Origin of the sequence: Fulvivirga sp. (genome assembly GCF_040218215.1) — a bacterium.
Lineage (GTDB): Bacteria > Bacteroidota > Bacteroidia > Cytophagales > Cyclobacteriaceae > Fulvivirga.
The window spans coordinates 480,122-504,342 of record NZ_JAVJQL010000028.1 but is presented as its reverse complement, the minus strand read 5'-3'; the positions used below and the strand labels follow the sequence as shown (position 1 = coordinate 504,342).

The 24,221-nt window shown below is 35.6% G+C and carries 21 protein-coding genes; 5 read left to right on the top strand and 16 right to left on the bottom strand.

The genetic code is table 11. The annotated features are described in order from the left end of the window. Positions 1-17 precede the first annotated feature (17 nt). Genes RIB54_RS20545 through RIB54_RS20530 form a run of 4 tightly spaced genes read left to right on the top strand, consistent with a single transcriptional unit; the run spans position 18 to position 5,172 of the window. The gene (locus RIB54_RS20545) at positions 18-1,973 is read left to right on the top strand and encodes a peptidylprolyl isomerase (RefSeq protein ID WP_350070204.1); all 1,956 of its coding nucleotides are present in this window, start codon (positions 18-20) and stop codon (positions 1,971-1,973) included. Further along, positions 1,954-2,835, top strand: coding sequence for a peptidylprolyl isomerase (locus tag RIB54_RS20540; protein WP_350102754.1), 882 nt, complete (start codon positions 1,954-1,956; stop codon positions 2,833-2,835). Before RIB54_RS20545 ends, RIB54_RS20540 begins: the two co-directional genes overlap by 20 nt. Continuing rightward, a complete protein-coding gene (locus tag RIB54_RS20535) occupies positions 2,822-4,159 on the top strand; it encodes a peptidylprolyl isomerase (RefSeq protein ID WP_350102752.1) in 1,338 nt (445 codons plus the stop codon). Before RIB54_RS20540 ends, RIB54_RS20535 begins: the two co-directional genes overlap by 14 nt. Positions 4,160-4,206: 47 nt before the next feature. Further along, on the top strand, positions 4,207-5,172 hold the full coding sequence (locus RIB54_RS20530; protein ID WP_350102750.1) for an AAA family ATPase: 966 nt from the start codon (positions 4,207-4,209) through the stop codon (positions 5,170-5,172). Here RIB54_RS20530 and RIB54_RS20525 read toward each other — a convergent pair. The 6 genes from RIB54_RS20525 to cysC are packed head-to-tail and all read right to left on the bottom strand — an operon-like array spanning position 5,169 to position 10,276. Continuing rightward, complete coding sequence (locus RIB54_RS20525; protein WP_350102749.1) at positions 5,169-5,642, bottom strand: Rieske (2Fe-2S) protein; 474 nt, start codon at positions 5,640-5,642, stop codon at positions 5,169-5,171. The genes RIB54_RS20530 and RIB54_RS20525 overlap by 4 nt on opposite strands. Further along, positions 5,602-6,462, bottom strand: a complete 861-nt coding sequence (locus tag RIB54_RS20520; protein WP_350070225.1) for a 3-hydroxyacyl-CoA dehydrogenase NAD-binding domain-containing protein — start codon at positions 6,460-6,462, stop codon at positions 5,602-5,604. Before RIB54_RS20520 ends, RIB54_RS20525 begins: the two co-directional genes overlap by 41 nt. Beyond that, a complete protein-coding gene (gene pheS / locus RIB54_RS20515; protein WP_350070189.1) occupies positions 6,462-7,487 on the bottom strand; it encodes a phenylalanine--tRNA ligase subunit alpha in 1,026 nt (341 codons plus the stop codon). The genes RIB54_RS20520 and pheS overlap by 1 nt, the downstream gene beginning before the upstream one ends. 1 nt (position 7,488) lies before the next feature. Continuing rightward, positions 7,489-8,757: a sulfate adenylyltransferase subunit CysN gene (cysN, locus tag RIB54_RS20510; RefSeq protein ID WP_350070186.1), complete on the bottom strand. Its 1,269-nt coding sequence runs from the start codon at positions 8,755-8,757 to the stop codon at positions 7,489-7,491. Positions 8,758-8,775: 18 nt separating this feature from the next. Next, a complete protein-coding gene (gene cysD / locus RIB54_RS20505) occupies positions 8,776-9,681 on the bottom strand; it encodes a sulfate adenylyltransferase subunit CysD (RefSeq protein WP_350070183.1) in 906 nt (301 codons plus the stop codon). 1 nt (position 9,682) lies between these two features. Further along, positions 9,683-10,276, bottom strand: coding sequence for an adenylyl-sulfate kinase (cysC, locus tag RIB54_RS20500; RefSeq protein ID WP_350102747.1), 594 nt, complete (start codon positions 10,274-10,276; stop codon positions 9,683-9,685). Between the two features lie 97 nt (positions 10,277-10,373). On the opposite strand from cysC, the gene cysQ reads away from it, so the two are divergent. Then, positions 10,374-11,138 carry a 3'(2'),5'-bisphosphate nucleotidase CysQ gene (cysQ, locus tag RIB54_RS20495; RefSeq protein WP_350102746.1) on the top strand — a complete coding sequence of 255 codons (765 nt, stop codon included), beginning with the start codon at positions 10,374-10,376 and terminating at the stop codon, positions 11,136-11,138. On the opposite strand, the gene RIB54_RS20490 is transcribed toward cysQ, so the two are convergent. The 10 genes from RIB54_RS20490 to RIB54_RS20445 form a co-directional block, all read right to left on the bottom strand. Beyond that, positions 11,112-12,131, bottom strand: a complete 1,020-nt coding sequence (locus tag RIB54_RS20490) for an MraY family glycosyltransferase (protein ID WP_350102744.1) — start codon at positions 12,129-12,131, stop codon at positions 11,112-11,114. The two genes, cysQ and RIB54_RS20490, sit on opposite strands and share 27 nt — an antisense overlap. A gap of 35 nt (positions 12,132-12,166) precedes the next feature. Next, positions 12,167-13,546, bottom strand: a complete 1,380-nt coding sequence (locus RIB54_RS20485; RefSeq protein WP_350070171.1) for an undecaprenyl-phosphate glucose phosphotransferase — start codon at positions 13,544-13,546, stop codon at positions 12,167-12,169. Positions 13,547-13,785: 239 nt separating this feature from the next. Continuing rightward, the gene (locus RIB54_RS20480) at positions 13,786-14,541 is read right to left on the bottom strand and encodes a WecB/TagA/CpsF family glycosyltransferase (protein WP_502879623.1); all 756 of its coding nucleotides are present in this window, start codon (positions 14,539-14,541) and stop codon (positions 13,786-13,788) included. Further along, positions 14,528-15,700 carry a delta-aminolevulinic acid dehydratase gene (locus RIB54_RS20475; RefSeq protein WP_350102743.1) on the bottom strand — a complete coding sequence of 391 codons (1,173 nt, stop codon included), beginning with the start codon at positions 15,698-15,700 and terminating at the stop codon, positions 14,528-14,530. The genes RIB54_RS20480 and RIB54_RS20475 overlap by 14 nt, the downstream gene beginning before the upstream one ends. Further along, on the bottom strand, positions 15,678-16,850 hold the full coding sequence (locus RIB54_RS20470; protein WP_350102741.1) for an O-antigen ligase family protein: 1,173 nt from the start codon (positions 16,848-16,850) through the stop codon (positions 15,678-15,680). The genes RIB54_RS20475 and RIB54_RS20470 overlap by 23 nt, the downstream gene beginning before the upstream one ends. 143 nt (positions 16,851-16,993) lie before the next feature. Beyond that, positions 16,994-19,141: a bi-domain-containing oxidoreductase gene (locus RIB54_RS20465; RefSeq protein WP_350102739.1), complete on the bottom strand. Its 2,148-nt coding sequence runs from the start codon at positions 19,139-19,141 to the stop codon at positions 16,994-16,996. Positions 19,142-19,233: 92 nt separating this feature from the next. Next, positions 19,234-20,310, bottom strand: a complete 1,077-nt coding sequence (locus RIB54_RS20460) for a hypothetical protein (protein ID WP_350102737.1) — start codon at positions 20,308-20,310, stop codon at positions 19,234-19,236. Then, positions 20,300-22,186: an asparagine synthase (glutamine-hydrolyzing) gene (gene asnB, locus RIB54_RS20455; RefSeq protein WP_350102736.1), complete on the bottom strand. Its 1,887-nt coding sequence runs from the start codon at positions 22,184-22,186 to the stop codon at positions 20,300-20,302. The genes RIB54_RS20460 and asnB overlap by 11 nt, the downstream gene beginning before the upstream one ends. After that, complete coding sequence (locus tag RIB54_RS20450) at positions 22,187-23,296, bottom strand: glycosyltransferase family 4 protein (protein WP_350102734.1); 1,110 nt, start codon at positions 23,294-23,296, stop codon at positions 22,187-22,189. Continuing rightward, positions 23,289-24,014, bottom strand: coding sequence for an O-antigen ligase family protein (locus RIB54_RS20445; RefSeq protein WP_350067859.1), 726 nt, complete (start codon positions 24,012-24,014; stop codon positions 23,289-23,291). The genes RIB54_RS20450 and RIB54_RS20445 overlap by 8 nt, the downstream gene beginning before the upstream one ends. Positions 24,015-24,221 lie beyond the last annotated feature (207 nt).

Sequence of the window (24,221 nt, the reverse complement as noted above, 5' to 3'; positions counted from 1 at the left end):
GGAAAATGGTGTTGAATATGCTGAGAAAACTTCTCTTTATTTTTTTACTTCTGGCAGGATGCAAGTCAACCAATGTTGTTGATTCTGTTAATCTAGATAATAGTGATGAACAAATATTATTCACAGTAAATGGAGAGGGTGTAACTGCCGAAGAGTTTAAATACGTTTATAGCAAGAACAACATTAATAATGACAGTGCATTCACCAAAACTGACATTAAAGAATACCTGGACTTATATGTCAATTTTAAATTGAAGATTCAAGAGGCTGAGTCCAGAGGAATGGATAAATCAAAGGCTTTTATTGATGAATTTAATGGTTATAAAGAACAGCTTAAGAAGCCATATCTGACTGAGAATAAAGTTACCGAACGACTTGTCTCTGAAGCCTATGACAGATTTAAATATGAAGTAAGGGCTTCCCACATACTCATAAATGCGAAAGAAGATACTCTGGATGCTTACAATAAGATAGTGGAAATTAAGAAGCAGCTAGATAAAGGTGCGAGCTTTGAAAATTTAGCCAAACAATATTCTCAAGATCCTTCTGTTAAAGTTAATGGTGGAGATTTAGGGTATTTTACATCATTTCAAATGGTTTACCCTTTTGAATCTGCTGCATATCAAACTAATGTTGGAGAAGTGTCTGCTCCAACCAGAACCCAATTTGGCTATCATTTGGTAAAGGTAAAAGACAGAAGAGCGGCCAACGGTAAAGTCCAAGTGGCTCATATTATGCTCAGAGCTAAGTCAGATACCACAGCCGTAAGAAATAAGATTTTTGAAATTTATGACCAGGTTAAAGGCGGAGTAGAATGGGCTGAGCTTGTAAAGCTTTACTCAGAAGATGTTAATAGCAGAAATACAAATGGAGTACTTAGAGCTTTTTCTGTTGGTCAAATGCCATTGGAGTTTCAGGAAGCTTCATTTGCATTAGCTGAGCCGGGTGAAATTTCTGATCCGGTGAAGACTCAATATGGATGGCATATTATTAAACTTATTAACAGAGAACCAATAGAGTCATTTGAGCAAATGGAATCTAGTATAAAATCCAGAATTAGCAGGGATTCCAGAGCCCAACTTAATGAAATAGCCCTTATTAACAGGCTGAAAAAGGAAAATGGATTTTCGGAGAATGCTGAAAACAAAAGAATTGCGCTGTCCATAACTGACAGCACCTTGCTTCGGGGTAATTGGGAATACACCTCTTCGGCTCAAGATAACCTCGTATTATTCAAAGTTGCAGATAAAGGACATCTTCTTAACGATTTCGCTACATACATTAAGGAGAATCAAAAACCTACAAATAATGAATTGAAACATTATACAAGTCAGCTCTATAATGATTTTCAAAAGAGTAAAATCATTGCTTATGAAGAAGATCATTTGGCAGAAAAGTACTTTGATTATAAAATGATTGTTAAAGAATACCGTGAAGGGATACTGCTTTTCAATCTTATGGAAAATGAGGTTTGGAATAGGGCGGTTGAGGATACTGTAGGCCTGGAAGCATTTTATCAGTCAAGAAAAGATAACTATAAGTGGGACGAAAGAGCAAAGGCATCAATTTATTCTGCTTCTGAAAAAATATTGCAAGAGATATCTAATGCTATTGAAAAGGAAGATAGCGTGTTCTTAACTAAACAGAGCCTGTACAAGAAGTATAATTCTGGCTCAAACCTTATTTTGCAGTCAGAATCAGGTATTTTTGAACGGGGAGTGAAGGAAGTGCTGGACTTGGCAGAGTGGAAAGTTGGCATTCAGAAATTGGAATTTGGCGGTAAGTCACACCTGGTTTGGATTCAGGAGATTTTACCGCCTCAAATAAAAACTTTGCAAGAAACAAAGGGGGCGGTTATATCTGATTATCAGGAGGTTTTAGAAAAAAACTGGTTGGTAAAATTAAAAGAAAAGTATAGCGTTTCAATGAACAATGAAGTACTTAACTATGTCTATGAATCACTTCAGAAATAACCTGGTCTATCTGTTCATAATACTTTTGGTGGCATCATCATGTGATCTCATTAAGATGAAAGAAGATCAGCCTCAGGAAACCGTTAAGGCTAATCCTGTAGCCAGAGTAGGCGAAAACTATTTATATCCTGAAGATCTGGAGGGTATTGCCACCTCAGGGATGTCAGTAGAAGATAGTACAGAGCGAACCATGCGCTTTGTAAACAATTGGATCAGGAAGCAATTGTTAATTGGAGAAGCAGCCACTAAGATTGAGTTTGATGAAGCAGAAATTGAAAGAAAGATATTAGACTACCGATACAGTTTGATGGGTTATGAATATCAATCTTACTACATCAACCAAAATTTGAATATGGAGGTTGATGATGCTGAGATAGAAACCTACTACAATGAGAATATCGATAATTTCATTTTGAAGCAAAACATTATTAGAGGAAGGTTTATTAAACTTCCCACTGGTGCTCCAAAGATGGATAGGATCAAAAACCTTTTAAATTCAACAAGAGAAGAGAACATTGAAGAGTTAAACTCTTATGCCTTAAGTTTTGCAGCAACTTATCAGTTAAATGATTCAGTATGGATGGTGTTTGATGAAGTAATTAAAAACTCTCCATTGGCTGAAATTCCAAATAAAGTGCAATTTTTGCAGGCTAATAGATACATAGAAACTGCGGACGTTCAATTCAGGTATTTTTTGAAGATTTTGGAGTACCGTATTTCCGATAACACATCTCCTTTGGAGTTTGTGAAGGAGGACATTAAGAATATAATAATTAACAAGCGAAAGGTGCAGTTGGCACAGCAGCTGGAAGAAGATGTATATGAGCGAGCAACTAAAAACAAAGAATTTGAAATCTACTAAGGGCATAATCACTGCTTTGGTTATATTTTTATTTTCACTGACACAGTCTTTTGGGCAAGATCAAAAGGTTGTTGTTGATGAAATAATAAGCAAGGTAGATAATTACATTGTACTTAAATCGGACTTGGAAAGGGCCTATTTAAGTTATTTGGCAAACGGTAATGCGGCAAATACAGGAGCTAAATGCAGAATGCTCGCACAACTTATTAGTGGTAAATTAATGGTTGCGAAAGCAGAAATAGATTCAGTGATTGTTTCCGAAGAAGAAGTAGACAATAACCTGGATCGTAGAATGCAGATGATCTTATCTCAATATGGTGGTTCTGAGGAACAGCTAGAGCAATATTATGGCAAGACGATCGAGCAAATCCAAAATGATATTAAAGATGACATTAAAGAACAGTTGGTAGTTCAGCGTATGCAGGATGAAATTATCAAGAACGTTAAAGTTACGCCTTCGGAGGTGAGAAAGTTTTATAACAAAATCCCGTCAGACAGTTTGCCCTACTTTTCCACTGAAGTTGAAGTTGGACAAATTGTAAAAATTCCAACGATTAGCTCGGAGCGTAAGAACGAAATCAAACTTAAATTGAGTAAGATTAGAGATAGAATAATTGCTGGCGAAAGTTTTGAAGCACTGGCCAAAGAATACTCACAAGGGCCTAGTGCAAAATATGGTGGTAATTTAGGCTTTGCTCAAAGAGGAACCATGGCTCCTGAGTTTGAAGCCAGCTCATTAAAGCTTAAACCAAATGAGATTAGCCAACCGTTTGAAACTGAGTTTGGAATCCACATTGTTCAGCTTCTGGAAAGAAGAGGTAATGAGTATAATTCGAGACACATCATTTTAATCCCTGACCCGGGGCCTGAAGACATTCAGAGAACTAAAAACTCATTAGATAGTGTAAGAAGCCTGGTTTTGAAAGACAGTATTTCATTTCAAAAAGTAGCTAAAGATTACTCTGATGATAAATATACAGCAGGTAGTGGAGGGTTTTTTACAGATGAAACAGGGGGGCAGAGAGTATCAGTTGAAGACCTTGACCCGGTTATCTTTTTCACCATAGATAGTATGGATGTAGGTAATGTTAGTAACCCAATTGTATACAGGAGGGATGATGGAAAGGAAGCGGTAAGAATACTATACTACAAATCAAAAATAAAACCTCATCAGGCCAACCTAAATGATGACTGGCAGAAAATCCAATCAGCGACACTCAACGAAAAGAAATCAAGAATATTAGCTGAGTGGTTTGATAAAGCGCGCAATGATGTCTTTATTAGCATTGACAAGCAATATGACTTCTGTCAAATCTTAAACTGATAAACCAAATATTGCCTGTTGCGTAACACTACAAAACCTTTAGAAATATGAAGCACTTTAGTAATGAAGTAGAAGCAGCGAATGGACTTTTTGAGGCCTATAACACCTTGAAAGGTGAAATATCTAAAGTTGTGGTTGGTCAGGATGATGTTGTACGCTTATTGCTAACTTCTGTATTTTGTCAGGGACACTGTTTGTTAGTCGGTGTTCCCGGCCTTGCAAAGACTTTATTGATAAAGACTATGGCATCAGCGCTTCATTTAAATTTTAATAGAATTCAGTTTACTCCTGATCTTATGCCTTCTGACATCATTGGTGCAGAAACATTGGATAAAGACAGGAATTTTAAATTTATTAAAGGCCCGGTATTTGCCAATATAATTTTAGCAGATGAGATAAACAGGACACCTCCTAAAACACAAGCAGCATTGCTAGAATCAATGCAGGAATACTCTGTGACTACCGGAGGACATAATTATCCTTTAGAGAGGCCATTCTTTGTATTGGCAACCCAAAACCCAATAGAACAAGAAGGAACTTATCCTTTGCCTGAAGCGCAGTTGGATAGGTTTATGTTCAATGTATTCCTTGACTACCCTGAGTATCAGCAGGAACTTGATATTGTAAAGAACACCACCTCTGATGAGCAAGTGGAAGTAAAGCCTGTGCTGACTGGTGAAGAAATTGTTTATTTTCAGCATCTGGTTCGTCAGGTTCCAATTGCGGATAATGTGGTTGAATATGCTGTTAGCTTAGTTCATAAAACAAGGCCTAATACAGAAAGAGCATCTCAGGTGGCTAATGATTACCTGGAGTGGGGTGCAGGCCCCAGGGCTTCTCAATACCTGGTAATTGGAGCAAAGTGCAATGCATTACTGAATGGTAAATACTCACCAGACATAGAAGATGTTCAGGCAGTGGCAAAACCTACTTTGCGACATAGACTTGTTAGAAACTTCAAAGCTGAAGCGGAAGGTATGACCATCGATAAGATTATAGATGCTTTGATTTAATTGGCAATATTGTCTGTTATTGTTAATACGCTCCCGTCCAATTGTGTCTCGTAAATTCTAAGATTAAATCTGGCTGGCCCACTGGTTGGTTGGCCGTTTGGAAATTGAAATGTTGACCCACAGCATGGATCTGTCATATAGAGCGTAGAGGAGTGAATTTCTACATTAGCGCACGCTTCATTTGGCAGGTAGGAGCAAGTTCGCTCAAAGGCAATATAGCTCGAAGCATTTTCCCTATATAATATCAGTCCTCTTAATCCACCTCTATTTAGATAGATGGACGTGCCATCTCTATTTAAATCTCTATATTCAGGTAGGGTAAGATTAATTACAACGTCTTGAAAATCAGCTATAGGTATTTGATCTTGACCTAAATTGTCATCACAGGAACAGACGAATAATAAAGTAATCCAGATAAGATGCCGTAGTTTACTCATAGCTGTAGAAACCTCTTCCGCTCTTTCTGCCATGATGTCCGGCATCAACTTTCTGTTGCTGAATTCTGCTAGGTCTAAATTTAGAATCCTGATGGAATGCATTGAACATTGAAGTGGTTACAGAAAAATTGGTATCCACACCAATGAGATCCATAAGTTCAAAAGGGCCCATTTTGAAACCTGAAGATTTTATGAGTTTGTCAATGGTCTCAAAGTCGGCTACGCCTTCTTCAGCTATTTTAAGGCTTTCTACATAGAAGTGTCTTGCCACCCTGTTTACTATAAACCCCGGTGAATCTGCAGCTGAAACAGGTGCTTTGCCTAGTTTCAATGCTAATTCAGAAGTTATTTTAGCAACCTTTTTATTAGTTGCTGCTCCCGAAATCACTTCCACCAACTTCATGATATGTGCAGGGTTAAAAAAATGCATACCTACAAGATTTTGAGGCCTTTTAAGTGGAGCTGCAATTTGAGTAATTGGAATAGAAGAAGTGTTAGTGGCTAAGATTGTATTTGGAGAATTAATTTCTTCTAACTGCTTAAAAATAGAATGCTTAACCTCCAATTTTTCTACAACAGCCTCGATAATAAAGTCAGCTTTGAGATTTTTAATGTCTTTTTCAAGACTGAGATTCTCAAGTGTTTCAGTTTTCACTGCCTCACTTAACTTGCCTTTTTCAATGCCTTTGTCCAGGTTCTTGACAATGTTGGAATGAGCTTTATTGAGCGTTGATTCATCGATATCAAAAAGTAATGTTTTGATGCCTGCCATGGCTGAAAGCTGAGCAATACCCAAACCCATGGTGCCCGCCCCAACAACTGCAATCGACTTTATATCATCAACTTTTTGTATCACAATCCGGTTTTAAACTGACTTAAGAAGCGAACATCATTTTCAGTATATAAACGCAAGTCATTGACTTGATATTTTAGCTGGGCTATTCTTTCCAGCCCCATACCAAACGCAAAACCTGTATATTTTTCGGAATCAATACCACAATTTTCTAAGACATTAGGGTCAACCATACCTGAGCCAGCTATCTCTACCCAGCCGGTGTATTTACATAGCTGACAGCCATCCCCTTTGCATATCTGGCATGATATGTCAACTTCCGCACTTGGCTCGGTAAAAGGGAAGTATGAAGGTCTAAAACGTATTTGCGTTTCCTTACCAAACATCTCTTTAGCGAAATGGTAAATGGTTTGTTTAAGATCAACGAAGCTGACATCTTCTGCTACATACAAACCTTCAACCTGATGGAAAACGCAATGTGCTCTTGCAGAAATCGCCTCATTTCTAAATACCCGACCTGGCATAATAGACCTGAATGGAGGCGTTCCACTTTTCATCAGCCTTGCCTGAACGTTGGAAGTATGGGTTCTAAGAAGCATATCAGGGTTCCTTTCGATAAAGAAAGTATCCTGCATTTCCCTGGCAGGGTGATTCTCAGGAAAATTTAGTGCAGTAAAGTTGTGCCAGTCATCCTCTATTTCAGGGCCATCAGAAACATTAAAGCCAATTCTTTCAAAAATTTCGATAATCTGAGCTCTAATTATGGTAAGTGGATGCAGACTTCCAATTTCTCCACCAGATGGAGGTAACGTTAAATCCACATGACTTTGACTTCCTGATTCATTGGATGAATTTAGGTTGTCTATTATAGATTTGAATTTATTTTGAGCAGCTTGTTTAACCTCATTTAGCTGTTGGCCAAATGCTTTTTTCTGATCGTTAGGAATATTTTTCAATTCACTAAAAAGCTCTGTGACAACGCTTTTTTTACTAATGAATTTTAAACGGAATTCTTCAAGCTCCTTTTCAGTAGTGGCTTTAAAATTTTCTATTTCCTTAAGAACGCTTTCTACTTTACTGTTCATATTATATTATCATTCCAGCTCCAACTGTTTCATTTGTAAATTCGTCAATTAGAATTATAGATCCAGTATTTCTATTTTTCATATACGGATCGTAAAACAAGGGTTTTGCAGTTTTAATTTGAATTCTTCCAATATCGTTAACCTCAAGGCCATCAACACCTTCTATTTTTTCTAATGTATTGACATTTACCTTGTAGCGGATGTCTTTTATTAAGCACTTCGCCTCATTTGTTGTGTGCTTTATAATATATTTAGAACCCAGCTTAAGACCGTTTGTATTTAACCAGCAAACCATAATTTCAATATCTTGTGATGATTTTGGTTGATTGTTTGGTTTGGCTATCATATCACCACGACTGATATCTATTTCATCTTCTAATGTTAGCGCAATAGACATGGGTGCATAAGCTTCATTTAGCTGCCCATTCATTGTCTCAATAGACTTGATTTTTGACGTAAACCCTGAAGGTAGCACTACAACTTCTTCCCCCTTTCTAAACACCCCACCGTTAATGGTACCAGCAAATCCTCTAAAATCGTGATATTTATCTGACTGAGGCCTGATAACCCACTGCACTGGCATTCGGCTATCTATGAAGTTTCTGTCCGAAGCGATTTGGACATTTTCTAAAGTCCACAACAGACTTGGTCCCTGGTACCAATCCATATTCTTAGACCTATCAACTACATTGTCGCCATGCAAAGCAGAAATAGGTATAAATCTGATATCAGGTATTTCTAATTTGGCATCGAATCCAAGGTATTCACTTTTAATATTTTCGAATACATCTTCTGAGTAATCAACCAGGTCCATTTTGTTGATACAAACAATAACATGCTTTATTTGTAGAAGCGATGCTATAAATGAATGTCTTTTGGTCTGTTCAATTACGCCTTTACGTGCATCAATCAGGATGATAGCCAAGTTGGCTGTAGACGCACCAGTAACCATATTTCTGGTGTATTGAATGTGCCCAGGAGTATCGGCAATTATAAATTTCCTTTTAGGTGTAGCAAAATACCTATAGGCAACATCAATAGTAATACCCTGTTCTCTTTCTGCTTTAAGTCCATCAGTAAGTAAGGCAAGGTTTACATACTCGTCACCACGGTTTTTACTAGATTCTTCTATGGCATCAATTTGATCCTGGAAAATTGATTTTGTGTCGTACATTAACCTTCCTATCAGTGTACTTTTTCCGTCATCAACACTACCTGCTGTAGTAAATCGAAGCAGGTCCATGTCCATATATCCTTTTTTCTCTGTCATGATCTAAACTTCTATATATTAAAAATATCCCTGCTTTTTTCTATCTTCCATTGCAGCTTCAGATCGTTTATCATCAGCTCGATTTCCCCTTTCAGTTTGTCTTGCAGCAGCCACTTCTTCTATTATATCATCTAAAGTAGAGGCCGTTGATTCAATTGCTCCGGTTATTGTCATACAACCCAAAGTACGATATCTTATAACCCTTTCTTCATAAGACTCTTTTTCTAATAATGTATTGTAAGGGGATTCTGCGATCCAAACCCCACTTCTGTTTACAACACTTCGTTTGTGGGAAAAATATATACTTGGCAATTCTATTTTTTCTTTTTTAATATATTGCCAAACATCCATTTCAGTCCAATTACTGATAGGAAATATTCTAAACGATTCACCTACAGCTTTTTTACCATTATAAAGGTTCCACAATTCAGGCCTTTGATTTTTAGGGTCCCATTGTCCAAATTCATCTCTATGGGAGAAAAATCTTTCTTTAGCCCTTGCTTTTTCTTCATCTCTTCTTCCACCTCCAAAGGCTGCATCATATCCACCCTCTTCAAGCTTCTCTAACAATGTGATCGATTGGAGCGAGTTTCTGCTTGGGTTGATACCTTTCTCTTCTCTGGCCGTACCTCTGTCAATAGAGTCTTGAACCAAACCAATATCAAGAGTTACATTGTACTTTTTTGCCAGGCTGTCACGAAATTCAAGCGCTTCTGGAAAATTGTGTCCTGTATCGATGTGTAGTAATGGGAAAGGTACTTTCGCAGGCCAAAAAGCTTTTCGGGCCAAGTGAACCATTGTTATTGAGTCCTTTCCTCCTGAAAACAGAATTACGGGCTTCTCAAATTGAGCGGCAACCTCCCTGAAGATAAATATAGCTTCAGATTCAAGCTGGTCTAAATGAGATAAGTTTAGTGAAGACATATTATAATTTAATTTTATCTATTATCGAATTGTATAAATAATCAAGAGAACTCTCTAGGGTCATTTCATTTGTTTTAACATCAATAGAAGGGCTTTTTGGAATTTCAAAAGGTGAATCTATCCCTGTAAAATTCTTTATTTCCCCTCTTCTGGCTTTGGCGTATAATCCTTTAACATCCCTTTCTTCACAAACTTCTATTGGGCAATTGATAAACACCTCACAATATTTTTCACCGATAATTTCAGCGGCCATTTTCCTTATATTTTCGGTTGGGCTTATCAGCGAGCAGATGGTAACTGTTCCATTAAGGGCAAATAATTTAGAAATTTCAGCGGCTCGTCTAATATTTTCAATGCGCTCGTCCTCACTAAACCCTAAGTTAGAGTTGATCCCAGATCTTAAGTTATCGCCATCAAGCAACATGGTATGAAATCCATTCTGATGTAAGCGATTTTCCAGGCCAGTTGCAAGAGTACTTTTCCCAGATCCTGATAACCCAACCATCCAGATTACTAAACCTTTTTGGTTAAGTCCTTTTTCTTTTTCAAGGGCCGATAGTGATTTGTCAAAAATCGGGAAAATATTATCTGTCATCCTATTGAATTATAAGCCTGCAAATCTACAAGTTATTGGGCGAATTAATAAAAATATTGATAGTTTGGTACTTTTTAATAGCTATGAAACCTTTATTATGTTCAGTTTACAAGTTGATCAATTAATCGCAATTACCAGAAAGGCCGGTGAGGCAATAATGAATATTTATAATGACCCAAATCAATCAAGTGTGGTTGATTATAAATCAGATGATTCGCCATTGACCTTGGCAGATGGAGCTTCGCATAATGTGATTGTACAAGGTCTTAGTAAGCTCTATCCTAATATTCCCATAATTTCGGAGGAGGGAGAAAATTTGAATTACGAAATTCGTAAAGAATATAATAGATATTGGTTGGTTGACCCTTTGGATGGCACAAAAGAGTTTATAAATCGAAATGGGGAGTTTACTGTAAACATTGCATTTATTGAAAACAGGAAAGTGATAGCTGGATTTGTATTTGCGCCATTTTTAGATGAATTATATTATGGTGTTTTGGGCAAGGGTGCATTCAAAATAAAAGGAGAAGAACAGACTATTCTGAAAGTTAATAACAGTAACGGGAAAAGAATAGCTGTTCGAAGTAAGTCTCATCCTTCTATTGAGGAAGAGTCAGTTTTAAAGGAATATGATGTTGTAGATAGTATTTCAGTTGGCAGCTCTCTAAAATTTTGTATGGTTGCTGAGGGTAGGGCAGATGTTTATTATCGTTTTGGGCCAACAATGGAATGGGATACTGCTGCCGGACATGCTGTGGTAAATGCTGCAGGGGGTAAAGTCTTAAAAGAGACTGGCCCTGAAGAGTTTATTTATAATAAAGAGAACTTACTAAACTCAAGCTTTCTTTGCCTGGGATTTTAATTCATAGTAATGAAGTAGTCCTAATAAAAGACCTACAACTGATAAAACTATAGGCAGCACCAAAACGTCACTTTGGTTTTTCAAAAGGATTGCAAGTATTATAAAGAGAATATTTATTGTTGCCAATAAGACGGAGATACTTGAGTGCTTTAAGCCTAGTCTTAGAAGACTATGGTGAACGTGATTATTATCAGCAATCAATGGAGATTTGAATTTTGTTAGTCTAATAATAAATACTCTCAATGTATCTGTTAGTGGAACGATAATAAAGCATATGGCTGCCGATATTGAGGCTGAGAACTTGTAAGCACTGGCACTTTCAAGTTCAAAATTTTTGTTTATAAAATGTATAATTAATACAGAGAGTAAAAAACCTATAAGTAAAGCCCCTGTGTCACCCATAAAAATTTTAGAAGGGCTCCAATTATACATCAAAAAGGATAAAATAGCTCCAATGAATGCGAAGGAGATAAAAGCTAAGCCAGTATCATTGGTTAGATAAAACCATGAGCCTAAAACTAGTAGGGAAGTTAAAGCAAGTGAGCCGGCTAACCCATCAATTCCGTCTATCAGATTAATTGAATTAGTAATTACAATAATTACAAAAACGGTAATTATTAAGGAAAATGGAGGCGAGAAATTGAGATTTCCTATGTCATAAAAAGATTCTAACCTCACGTATCCAAGTAAGATTATTAAGATTATTGGAATCAATTGACCTATGAGCTTAAAAACGGGTTTCATTGGAATAATATCATCTCGAAGACCTATTACAAAAAATAGGGACAATGAGCTAAATAGGTATTTGTTCATTGTTGCATCTGATGATGACATCCATACTAATAATGAAAATGCTACCCCCAAAAAGATAGGAACACCGCCTAAGGAAGGAGTGTGAACCGTGTGAATTTTTCGATTATCTGGAGCATCTAGTATCTGCTTCCATTCCAGTGTTTTAATTAGTATTGGATAAAGGAAGTATGCAAATGCCAAAGAAGACAGTAAATATTTGAGTATATCTATGATGGCTAGTATGCGTTTTCGTCTCCTTTAAACAAACTTAAAATAGTAAGCAGAATTATTTTTAAATCTAAGAAAATAGACCAATTTTCTATGTAAAACCTATCTAGCTTAACTCTATTTTTCATGGAAACTACTGTTTTAGTCTCCCCTCTATAACCTTTGGCTTGCGCTAACCCAGTAATTCCTGGTTTAACAAAGTGTCTCACCATAAATTTCTCTACAACTTTTGAATACTCTTCTGTATGACGAAGCATGTGTGGGCGTGGTCCAACGACAGACATAGAACCATTGAAAACGTTAAAAAATTGAGGTAGTTCATCAATACTGGTTTTTCTTAAGAACTCGCCTACTTTGGTTATTCTTGAGTCTCCTTTTGTTGCTTGCTTTATCTCAGATTTACCATTTACATACATTGTCCTAAATTTTAGGCACCAAAAGGTTTCATTTCCCCTACCTGTTCTTTTTTGTTTGAAAAATATTGGGCCTTTAGAATCTAACTTGATAGCCAGAGCAACTAAAGGGAAAAGCCAACTAAAAATAAAAAGTATAATTATTGAGGAAAATATCACATCAAAAAACCTTTTAACTAAAAGACTTTTTCTATCATCCAACGGCATTGAGGTAACATTTAATACTGGTATATAATCGTATCTTTCTAATTCAACTCCTTTAAGAGAAAATCCTCTAAAATCTGCAATGAGCTTAACTTTAATAAAGTTATTATCCGAAAAATCTATAATCTCTTTTATCTGAGAATACCTTACGTACGGAAGGCAACAATAAATTTCATCAACTGGATTTTTGCTACAATATGAAAACAAGCTTTTGACTTCTCCAAGTATATTTTTCCCATGCCCCCTCTTATCAAAAAAACCTAGTAGCTTGTAGCCATATTCTGGGTGAGCCCTGAAGTATCTTTCAAGTTCATGACTTAATTCACCATAACCTACCACAACGATATTTCTGTAGTTAAAGCCTCTCTTTCTATAAAGCCTCACAGAATAGAAAAAGAGAAATCTCCAAATAAATATTAATACACTAAAATATAACTGTGTTAAAAGTATAAATGTACGTGAAATGTCTATTTGCTGAATAAACAAAACTATTGTTATCACTAATAATAAATGCAATAACAACCCTCCTAATGTCATTCTTATAACTTTCGCAAAACGAAGCGATCTGGTCGGGTTATCTTTGAAGAGAATATTAAGTAATGGCCAACTCAGTAAGGAAACGATGAAAAAATATTTAGTCCCTTGATCGAAAGGAATTGTGACGGAGTTATTAATATAATATAGCGACAACACTATACTAAGGCATAAAAGAATAATTTCAATACCTAGAGAAATCGGCCTTAAATATTTAGAATATCTGTGATGCGCCACAACAATTTTAATTTATGATGCGAAATTAGCATTTTTTAATTAGGTATTATTTGTTTTTCAATAATTCTTAGGTTACATCTTATCTAAGTTTATTGTTAAAATCTTCTTGGACATAGTTTATTTAGGGTCTTTTAATGTCTACATCTAGACGATGAATTCTTTTTCTATTGGATAAAGAGGTATTAATGATTAGAGCTAAGGAGGCGGTGACTTTATTCTCTATTAAGGGCAAATTAAATTCAATGAGACTTTTTCTTTGAAAGAAACTCTCTAAAAGTTATTCTCATATAACTAAAGTTACCTATTAAATATCGCTTCCACATTTTACGGGGTTCTTGAATCAGACGAAAAAGCCATTCAAGTCCATTATCTTGCATCCACCTAGGTGCTCTGGATATGCTGCCTGATATTACATCAAAACTCCCTCCGACTCCCATAAGTAACATTGCATTCGATAGTTTTTTCCTGTATTTGTTTATGAAATATTCTTTTTGAGGAGATGGAATTGCCACAAATAGCATTTGAGCCCCAGAATTATTAATTTGTTCAATAATTTCAACTTCATCTTTTTCGCTGAAATATCCATTGCGGTATCCTGAAATTATGGGGTTGTCAAATAGGTTGTTATAATGCTTAAACACCTTTTTTACTATTTCTTCTTTTGCTCCAAATAGAAAAGCTTTATAACCATTCTTATTGGCCATTAGCATTAGATTTTCCATTAAATCTATTCCGGGCACACGCTCAGGTAAAGGTTTGCCCATAAGTTGTGAAGCCCAAACAATTGCTTGCCCGTCAGCACTAATAATCTCAGCATCCTGTAGGGTTTGTTCTAGGAATTTATCTTTTTCCATTAAAACCACTTTGTTAGCATTAATGCAATTATGTACTACCTGATTTTTTTCCAGTATTGATTTATTGATCAGGCTTACTGTCTGCTCCATTGTTAAAGCATCAATTTCAATATTAAATAGTGTAATCCTAGGAGTTATCATTTTTTAAAAGGAGGGATAAGGCATAAAACATCCACGAATTTGACCATCTTAAGTATAAAATTCTATTGGTAAACCATTTGTTTTTTTGATAATAAAACCATCCTTTGTTTGACTGCATTTGTTTGATAGTCTGTTGAACAACTTTACCGACAAGATTTTTGTGAGGGTCAAGCTTATTAGCTTTTACTAAAGTTATAATTAATTGGGCAGGATTATTTACATCAAGGGGAAACTTGGAGTTACTGTAGTATTTACTGAATCCGTCTTGAGTGAAGAAGGTATTAATATAATAGTCCAGCCCTTTTTCAATTGCTGAATTGAATCTTGCATCATTACAAAAGTTGCTATAATCTATTAAACATACTAAGTTGTAACCAGAATGAAAATTGTCTATCCATTGATGGAATAATTTTTTACCATATGTCCAAGATCCATCTTGGTTTTGTGCGTTGACGCAAAACTGAACTGAGGCTAAAGCCGCCTCTTTATAACTTGTATTCAGAGTATATTTAAAGCACCTAGCTAAAACTTGACTCGCCATTAAGCTTGCATTGTAAACAACTGAGTTGTCTTCTGGAGAGTATGAAAAAGCGAAAATTTCTTGATCTCCATTTCTATTAAGGTCATTTAAAACAAAACTAGCTGTTGTTAAGGCAATTGTTTTATATTCATCAATTTGTGTTCTCTCATAAGCATCTAAAAGTGCATTAAAACAATAGGCCGTTGGTATTATTAAAGGTGTGTTTTCGGGTTGGTAAAATGCACGGGCCTGCCAAGCAAATGGATAGCTCCAACATGCCCCGGACCATTGATCTTGCCTTAACGCAATAATTCTGTTTGCGAGATAATTTATCGAATTAATATATTCTTCACGTTCATCTAACTTATATAGCTGACAATAGGCAGATAAAAAAATGGCTAAAGCTTGTGGGTTTTCTTGTTTCTTAATCCCTACGATTTTTCTAAAATTAAGTGGATTTCGTTTGAATAGCTGAACCCAAATTAGTCTTATAAATCTGTTCTTGCCTAAAAATGTTTTTTTAATAATTGGGCTATTCAACCCATCAAAAGGATCATACCCTTTGAACCTTTCTTCAATAGGAATGGATTCTAAAACATTCTTCAGACGATCAAAACTAGCTGTTATATTTGGATGCATTAAAGTAATCGCTTGATTTATAAGGCAGGTATGAAAAGAAACTCAAAAAAACTGAAAAGAACACAATTCCTTTATTTACCGCAAGTGTTGACTCTGACATCGAGAATAATAGATAACTGATAATAAATAAGAACATAACAGAGTCTTTTTTATTTAAGCTATACCTTATGGATACAAAAAATACAATTATTAGAATTAAAACACCAACAACACCTAAAGCCAGAAAAGTTTGTAAAAACTGATTATGAGGGTTATAGTGCTGCTGAAGAGCATACGAAAATCCCACTTTTTCATAATACCCGTCTAATGTAGGAGTAGTATTTCCAGGCCCAACACCTACTAGCCAATTATCTTTTATGGCTAACACGGCTACATTCCATTTAGCTAGTCTTAAGTTAATGCCATTCCACTCACCTCCACCAGGTTGCGACAAGTCGTAGGTAAAAAACTCTGCTTTTGAACCAATTTTATCGACCGCTCTGTCAGCTAAAATCATAACAAAAAAAACTCCAGCAACGACAACAGCAAGTTTCATGGGTATTGAAATTCTATCTTTTGCTTTATAGAGATAGTAAATAGTGAACATGATAATTATAGCCAGAAGTATAATTAGTATTGCTGCTGATTCTAACAAAAACATAATTCCTATAAAATATAACCCTAAAAGGGTGGCTAAAACTCTACGTTTAATAGACCAATTCAAGAAATTATTATAGCAGAAGCTCACCCACATAATAAATGCCAACAGTACATACTCTGCATAATAAACTGCATGAACACCTACATATGAACTTAAGCGATGGTACATAAAATTATTATAAACAACTTGATTTCCACTATCATAAAAATGCAATGAGCCGGAGTTTATTGTATTATATAGACCAGCAGAAAGTGCTATTAGTGTGCTTGAAACAATAACTACTATATAGACACAAAAAATTTTTTGAATTTGTTTCTTATCATATCCTCTAATATTTGCTAAAAGAAAGGGGAAGATGAGAAATGATAATTTTTTCTCAATAGCAGAAAATCGAAATGTTTTAGCAGAATCGATAAGTGGATGTAATATGGTTGAAAGGGTATAAGCAACGAAGAGTAACACAAGTGCCTGAGTTACTTTATTAGACCGAAATGATGACCATACTTCCATGCGAAAGGAAGTTGATTGAAATAAGGAATAAAGGAATACTGTTAATAGTATAACAATTGCATAACTGCTGGCCAATAAATGGAAAGGCAGCGTTATAATTACCAGCAATTGGGCATAAAATAGTATTACACTTCTGCTTAATTTCATAAATGTTGTGGCAAGCCAGTTGCCATGGAGTCAATAACTTTAAAAGTTGTAAGTGTTGTAGAGTAGATAGAGTCAAATGAAATAGGAGAATCTGTTCCATCTGAAATAGCCTTTAAAAAAGCCATAACCTCTTCTTTATGTCCTTTCCCAGAAGTTTTGACTTTTTTTAATGAGCCATTTTTATATAATGAAACACTATTAAAATCATTGATTATAGCAGAATTACCGCCACCAAAAACTTCTAAGTGTTCTTTAGGCAAGGCCTTGTCTCCATTGGCTAAATAAGTGATATTACCAACAGAACCATTTTTAAATGTAAGGGTAATAATTACATTGTCGGCATTTGTATTCACCTCGCTTGTGCCCGGCAAACTTTGTGCATAAACAGATTTCACCAATGAATTAGAAAAATATTGCATCAAGTCAATAAAATGGCAGACTTCACCAATGATTCTTCCCCCTCCAATTTCATCATTAATTGCCCAGTGATCTGGCGGCAATGCTCCTGCATTTACCCTAAAGTTAAATGCCAACGGGCCATCATAAGAATTAAAGAGCTTATTCACTTCTTGAGCAGCTCTTGAAAATCTTCTATTAAACCCAACCATTAAAAGCTTACCTGAATTGGAGTATACATTACTTACTTTTTCAAGTTCTTCAGTGTTAAGTGCCAAAGGTTTTTCAACAAATACATTTTTACCCTCACTTAATGCATCTATTGCATAGTTTGCATGAGTGTTATGTCTGGTTGCAATAAATATGGTATTGCAGTTTTCATCTTTAAAAATGGTGGTAGGATCAGATTCGAACTTAACAAAACCAAATTTAGATGCAACATGCTCAGCATTTATTCCTCTGCCTGTTGTTACAGCTTGCAGTGTCCCACCAGCAGACTTAATATTTGGTATAAGGTAGCTTTGAGCAAAACTGCCTGCCCCAATAAAACTAACATTAGGGTTTTTAGGATCTGAAATAATCTTTTTTTGCTCTTTAGGTGTCTCAAACTTCTTAGCTCTCTCTGGGTATTCCAGTAGCACCCCAAGATTAAACTCCGCTTCAGGATTGATAACCATTTCATAAGCTGCTAATGCATTATCTATAGTAAATTGATGAGTAATAAGTGGTTTTAAATTGACTTGCTTTTTTGATATAGCATTCAAAAATGCCTCCATGTTTCGCTGTTCGGTCCATCTTACATAAGCGATAGGATAGTCCTGACCAAGCTCTTCATAGGAGGTGTCGTAGCGACCGGGGCCATAGGAGCACGACATTTTTAAATCTAATTCTTTCCTATAAAAATGCGGATCGCGGGGAATGTTCATACCTACTGCCCCTACCATTATTACTGATCCTTTTTTGCGTGCAATTTCAGCAGATAATTCAATAGGATCATTGGAAGGGGTTGCAGCTGTTATGATGATTTTGTCAAAGCCATGACCATTTGTGAACGCCAAGCAATTCACCAATAAATTAGAGTTGTTTCTGTTATTAGCAACATCTGCGGAATGTTTAGAGGCTAATTCTACGAGCTTATCACTTAAGTCAACCCCAAAGACATTAGCTCCTGATGCTCTCAAAAGTTGACAAGTGATTTGTCCAATTAAGCCTAGTCCAATGACACAGATATTCTCGCCAAGTTTGGGCTCAGATTGCCTTACACCTTGTAATGCAATTGCACCAACTGTAGTAAATGCAGCTTCTTCAAAAGTGACGTTATCCGGTATTTTAGCAACTAAATTTTGTGGAACACTCACTACCTCAGCATGCGAGGCAAGATCCTGGCCAGCGCAAGCAACCCTATCTCCCGTTTTAAATAAATTATTAGAATCTAAAGAAGCTTTTACAATACCTGCCGTACTATATCCTAATGCCTTAGGCGAATCAAGCTTTGATTTTACTTTATCGAAGGTGGCTCTAATACCTTCTTTTTTCATATTTTGAATTACCTGCTTAACAAGGTCAGGACGTTGGCGTGCCTTTTCTATTAAGCTGGCTTTGGCAACTTTCACTGTACCTTTTTCGGTTCCAGCACTAATGAGTGAAGTTGCATTCTCTACCAATACATATTTTGATTGAAGCTGAGGTAAGGGTACCTCTTTCACTTCCATTTCTCCAGTTTTAAAACTTTGAACTACTTGCTTCATTTAACTTTTTTCAATCGTGTGGTGAATCATTTAATGAAAAGGTTAATTACAACCTATTAAACTTTATAATTAGGGTAATCTTGTTGGTTCTATTATTTATTTAATACATGAACTGCTAAGTCTGCCTTCGTCCAACCTTCTAATATTTCACTTTCATTATAATACAAACGCCCGATTTTGATTTTTTTAATATTTTTATCAGAAAAATTGTTATTTCTAACCAATCTTTCTACCCCCTCAAAATTAAGATAATTGCCAGTGTGATCTATGTATCTAACACCATAGTATGGGTCAATAATTTTCCATTTATTATCATACATATTATAGTATTCAAGAAATTGGTGAAACCCGGAACAATCTTTTTGCCAATGTAATTGTCGCGTAGGGATTTGATAAAGCCTAAGTAACTCATCCAATGACAGACTGGATTTTTGGCAGTATGCATTTCTAACTTTTTCATCATTTATATATGTTGCTAAATAGCTAGTATATTCATCCTTAAATATAGATGAACTGAAAGTTAAAATAGGATTGTGGCTAACTGTATCCTTCTTTGATAAAAAAGCATCATTGATGCTTTTTGCTAAAGTGTTTACACTTTGATCGAGGGTCTCATCCTTTTGCAAAGTTAAAGATAGGTTTTGCTCAATCAGTTCAACCTTACTTTCAATGGAGTCTTCTTTAGCAATTATGTAACTCCTTTTTCTTATCATAATGGTATCCAGTAGAGCGCTCCCAATAGAACCATCTTTAAAACCAAATTCAATTTTAATTTCTCTTTTTTCTTTTATTGGCAGAGTGAAAACTGTTCTAAGACAGGTTTCTTCAGAAGAAAAAATTTCGATTCCTTGATTTTTATTTGTTTTGATAAAAAAACTGCCTTCAGTTACATTTACATTGTACTTAGCCATTATAAAATAATCTCCGGAATCTAAGGTTACGGATTGGCTGAAAAGAATTTCTCCAGGTTTTTGAGAGCTTATAAACGGTTTATCAATGGGGTTAACATTTCTCTTTTCAATAGAGAAATTCTTATTTTTATCGAGATGCCAGCCATCCGGTATTTTTTGGTCAGTTAATAAAGTAAGGCTTGGATTTTCTAACTGTGAAGATCTAAATTGATCTCTTACTTTGGAATGGTCACAAGCGATCAATAGGCTAGATATCAACAAAATTTTTAAACCATAATTCAGTAGTAAGTAGTTGGTAAATTTGATAGGCATTGTCTTTTTTTCCTTCTTTATCTTCTCTTATTAACTTTTCTACAAAGTTAGGGTTAAAAATGCCACGGTTCTTAATAGAATCAGAATTTAATAGGTCTTGAACCATTGGTGATAAAGATTCTGACATCCAACTACGAATTGGAGCACCGAAAGAGGCTTTAGGTCTATAAATAATACTTTTGGGCAAATGTCGCTCACCCACTTTTTTCAGGAGGTATTTCTGGGTTCTGTTTTTAAACTTTAGTTCTCCTTTAATGGCTAAGGCTAACTCAACCACTTCCTTATCAATAAATGGCACGCGTACTTCTACAGATGCAGCCATAGACGCCCTGTCAGTATAGGTCAGGTTTAACCCCTGCATAAAGTAATGCATATCCGTAAAGCACATTTTATTGATATAGTCTTTGTCTTCATAGGCTTCATTAAATAAGAACCTATGTGAATTTATTATTTCATTGGCTTCATTGGTAACATCTTCTGTGAAAAGACTGCTTAATTCATGTGAGTCATAATATGAGTAACTCCTTTGGTATGCATCAGCTGCTGATAAATTAGCAAAGGTCAAAAATCTTTGCGCCCAACGAACAGGCTTTATTCCTTTGTCTCCAATTCTAACAGGCATCACATTTGCCACTGTATTCACTAATGATCTAATGGGTTTAGGGACGTTCTGATACTTGAGTGCAAGAAGTGTTGCCATTTGTCTGCGATAGCCAAAAAACAATTCATCAGCACCCATTCCAGATAAAAGAACTTTTACGCCATTATCCCGAGCTGCTTTTGATATAATGTAGGTATTTATCGCGGCAGGGTCTCCAATAGGTTCATCCAGATGATATACCATGTGAGGTAATTCATCAGTTATGGATGGGTCAATTTGTATTTCATGATGTTCAAACCCATGCTGTTTTGCCAGTTGTCTTGCATATTTGGCATCATCAGGCATTTGTTCAATGTTTTTATCTTTTTGAGTAATGGCAATGCTATATGTAGACAACGGTTGGTGTTTACCTGCCATTACGGATAACAGTGAAGAGTCTAATCCACCGCTTAAGAATGCGCTAACTGGCACATCGGCTTCCAAATGTCTTTTAACTGAATTTTGAAGCGCAAAATCTATTGCTTCAATGGCTTCACTTTCATTAGAAAAACGTATTAATGTTGAGGGGTTATAATATTGTTGTAATTCAATTTCCCCTTTAGAGCTTACAATGGCGTAATGCCCTGCAGGTAATTTCTTTATGGAAGAAAACATGGAGTCGTTACCAGGTACCCATAAATAATTTATTGAGGCTGTTAGACTTTTGAGATTTAATGTCTTGTTAACTCCAGGAGCTTTAACGAGTGTCTTGAGTTCTGAAGCAAAAGCAAATTTATTTCCATTGGTGTAAAAGAAGAAGGGCTTAATTCCGAACGGATCTCGTGCTAGAAAAAGGTTTCTAGATCGCTTTTCAAAGATGGCAAAGGCAAACATACCTTCAAGGTCATTGAGGCAATCAGTGCCTTTAGCCCTGTAAAGTTCTAACAGAACTTCTGTATCTGAGGTGGTTGTAAAAGATACACCTTTATTTGCCAGTTCTTTTCTTAAGCGCTTGTAATTATAGATTTCACCATTAAACACAATTACCAATCCATCTTTCTCAAAAGGTTGATTGGCAGCATCACTAATATCAATAATGGATAATCGCTGATGGAAGAATTTTAGGTTCTCATTTTGGTAACTACTCTGTGCATCTGGACCCCGATGTTGCTGAATGATGTTGACCTGATCAAAATAGGGGTTGTTATAATCGAAATTTAAAAAACCTGCTATGCCGCACATTTAGGAAGTCGCTTTTTTGATTATGCTTAAGAAATTATCTTCAAAAATAGAAAATGTGTATTTGGTATGATAAGCTTGAATAGCCTTTTGACTCATTTCTTTCCTTAGAGGTTCCGATTCAATTAATAGTTTCATTTTCGCTGCAAGTTCAAATGGGTTTTTGGACTCCACCAAAAATCCATTTGCCCCGTCTTGAATAATTTCTGGAATAGCCCCTTCGTAAGTTGAAATTACAGGAAGCCCTGCTTGAAAAGCTTCAATTATTGTCAATGGGAAACATTCATTTGGATAATAGGTTGGTAAGATAAAAAGGTCTGATTCTGACAATTTTGTTTGCTTATTGTGACCATACAAAGGGCCACTTATGTTCACATGTTTTTCTAAGCTGTGTGATTTTACATGGTTCCGAAACTTATCTTCATAGGATTTACTATCCCAATTCCCTACAAAGTCAATTTGGAAGTTTTGCACACCCTGTTTAATTAGCTCGTTTGTGGCTTCCAAAATTGTAAAGCTACCTTTTGCTTCAATCAAATTTGATAAATGAAGAATTCTGACTTTGCTTGACTTAGTCTTTTTAGCAAGTTCAAAAATAGGAATACCGTTGTTAAGAATAGAAATTCGCTTGTATGATTTTATCTGTATTAAATCAGCCACTAATGAGTCAGCTAGGTGAATGACATGACAAGTTTTAAACACATAATTATAATATTTTTCAACCACTTTACTAGATCCATTGAGAGTTGGAGCAATACCTTTACCATGAAGATGGATAAATACAGGGGTTGAGAATAATTTAGCTATAAGAACTAAAATACTGTCTTTAATGAAAGCACTTCCTAATGGAGAAAGTGTGATATACATAAAGTCATATCGACCGGACAGGAGTTTGGAAAGGGTTTTGAGGTATATTTTAACAAGTGTAAGGTACTTGGTAAACCCCTGCTTACCTATATCTTTAATTGACCGCGCAGTAGCAAGATTGACGCAATCTATATCAATTGCATGGTTGATTTTCTCACTATCAACAATCCATTGGTTTATTGCACTTACACCATGTACTGGAGGAGGTAGGTGAATTAAGAAAAGTCCTTTTTCTTTATTAGGCATTTTTACTATCTGCGAGATGACTGTTTTTGTTCTTGAATTGATAAATCAGTGCAAAGTAAACCAACCAGTAAAACAGTGAACTGTGTGGTAGTTCCAGAACAACGTTAAAACTCGCCCATACTGTTAATCCAACCCAACTCAATAGAAGAAAATCAGAAGCAGGATTTCGTAATTCATTCTTTGCCAAAATTGTTTCCTTAAAGGGCTTAAATAATGGAATGAATAGTAATAGGGATGGTAAAAGCCCTATATGGAAAGCCATTGTAATAAAGCTGTTATGCATTGGAGATAAATACTGTTCTTCAGGTCTTACTTCAAACCAAGGGGAATTAACATTCTCCCTGAGCGCATCTAGTGTTTCCTGAGTTGTATATGGTACACCAAAACCATGGCCTAGGATTGAATAATAATTAGTAACGATATCTTTAAGAGAATACTTCCAAAATACAAGTCTCCACTCGGCATTGTGATCGCTAAATTGAGGTAAGTATAAAAAGAAAACTATAGAAAAGAGTACTAAAGCCACAACACCAGCAAGTTTGATTCTCAAAGGCAATTGTAGAATAATATAAGTTATGACAACTGTAAAAACAGATAAAAAAGCGGAGGAGTGTCCTAACGTTACACTTAATGAAAGATAGAAAACAGCCAAAACCCATTTAAATAACTTATTATGCACATTAACCAATATATAAGCACCAAATACTATGATGCCCACAATTGTCATTTTAGAGTAATAATTAAAATCTCCGAACAAGCTAAAGTCATTGGTAAAAAAAGCTAAATAGAATAAATAAATTAGCTGAACAACTGCGCTACCAACCCCAATAAGTACAAAAAAACTGATATTGAATGGTTGAAAATGGTCACTTATAAATGAAGAAAAAATTAACCAGCCTAAACCGAGGTAAACAAATAGTGCATA

What these genes read in the sequence shown, in the direction of transcription:
- RIB54_RS20545 (WP_350070204.1), top strand. Translation starts at nt 18, where the DNA reads ATGCTGAGAAAACTTCTCTTTATTTTTTTACTTCTGGCAGGATGCAAG.
- RIB54_RS20540 (WP_350102754.1), top strand. Translation starts at nt 1,954, where the DNA reads ATGAATCACTTCAGAAATAACCTGGTCTATCTGTTCATAATACTTTTG.
- RIB54_RS20530 (WP_350102750.1), top strand. Translation starts at nt 4,207, where the DNA reads ATGAAGCACTTTAGTAATGAAGTAGAAGCAGCGAATGGACTTTTTGAG.
- RIB54_RS20525 (WP_350102749.1), bottom strand. Translation starts at nt 5,642, where the DNA reads ATGGCAGAAAGAGCGGAAGAGGTTTCTACAGCTATGAGTAAACTACGG.
- pheS (WP_350070189.1), bottom strand. Translation starts at nt 7,487, where the DNA reads ATGAACAGTAAAGTAGAAAGCGTTCTTAAGGAAATAGAAAATTTTAAA.
- cysN (WP_350070186.1), bottom strand. Translation starts at nt 8,757, where the DNA reads ATGACAGAGAAAAAAGGATATATGGACATGGACCTGCTTCGATTTACT.
- cysD (WP_350070183.1), bottom strand. Translation starts at nt 9,681, where the DNA reads ATGTCTTCACTAAACTTATCTCATTTAGACCAGCTTGAATCTGAAGCT.
- cysC (WP_350102747.1), bottom strand. Translation starts at nt 10,276, where the DNA reads ATGACAGATAATATTTTCCCGATTTTTGACAAATCACTATCGGCCCTT.
- cysQ (WP_350102746.1), top strand. Translation starts at nt 10,374, where the DNA reads ATGTTCAGTTTACAAGTTGATCAATTAATCGCAATTACCAGAAAGGCC.
- RIB54_RS20480 (WP_502879623.1), bottom strand. Translation starts at nt 14,541, where the DNA reads ATGATAACTCCTAGGATTACACTATTTAATATTGAAATTGATGCTTTA.
- RIB54_RS20475 (WP_350102743.1), bottom strand. Translation starts at nt 15,700, where the DNA reads ATGCATCCAAATATAACAGCTAGTTTTGATCGTCTGAAGAATGTTTTA.
- RIB54_RS20470 (WP_350102741.1), bottom strand. Translation starts at nt 16,850, where the DNA reads ATGGAAGTATGGTCATCATTTCGGTCTAATAAAGTAACTCAGGCACTT.
- RIB54_RS20465 (WP_350102739.1), bottom strand. Translation starts at nt 19,141, where the DNA reads ATGAAGCAAGTAGTTCAAAGTTTTAAAACTGGAGAAATGGAAGTGAAA.
- asnB (WP_350102736.1), bottom strand. Translation starts at nt 22,186, where the DNA reads ATGTGCGGCATAGCAGGTTTTTTAAATTTCGATTATAACAACCCCTAT.
- RIB54_RS20450 (WP_350102734.1), bottom strand. Translation starts at nt 23,296, where the DNA reads ATGCCTAATAAAGAAAAAGGACTTTTCTTAATTCACCTACCTCCTCCA.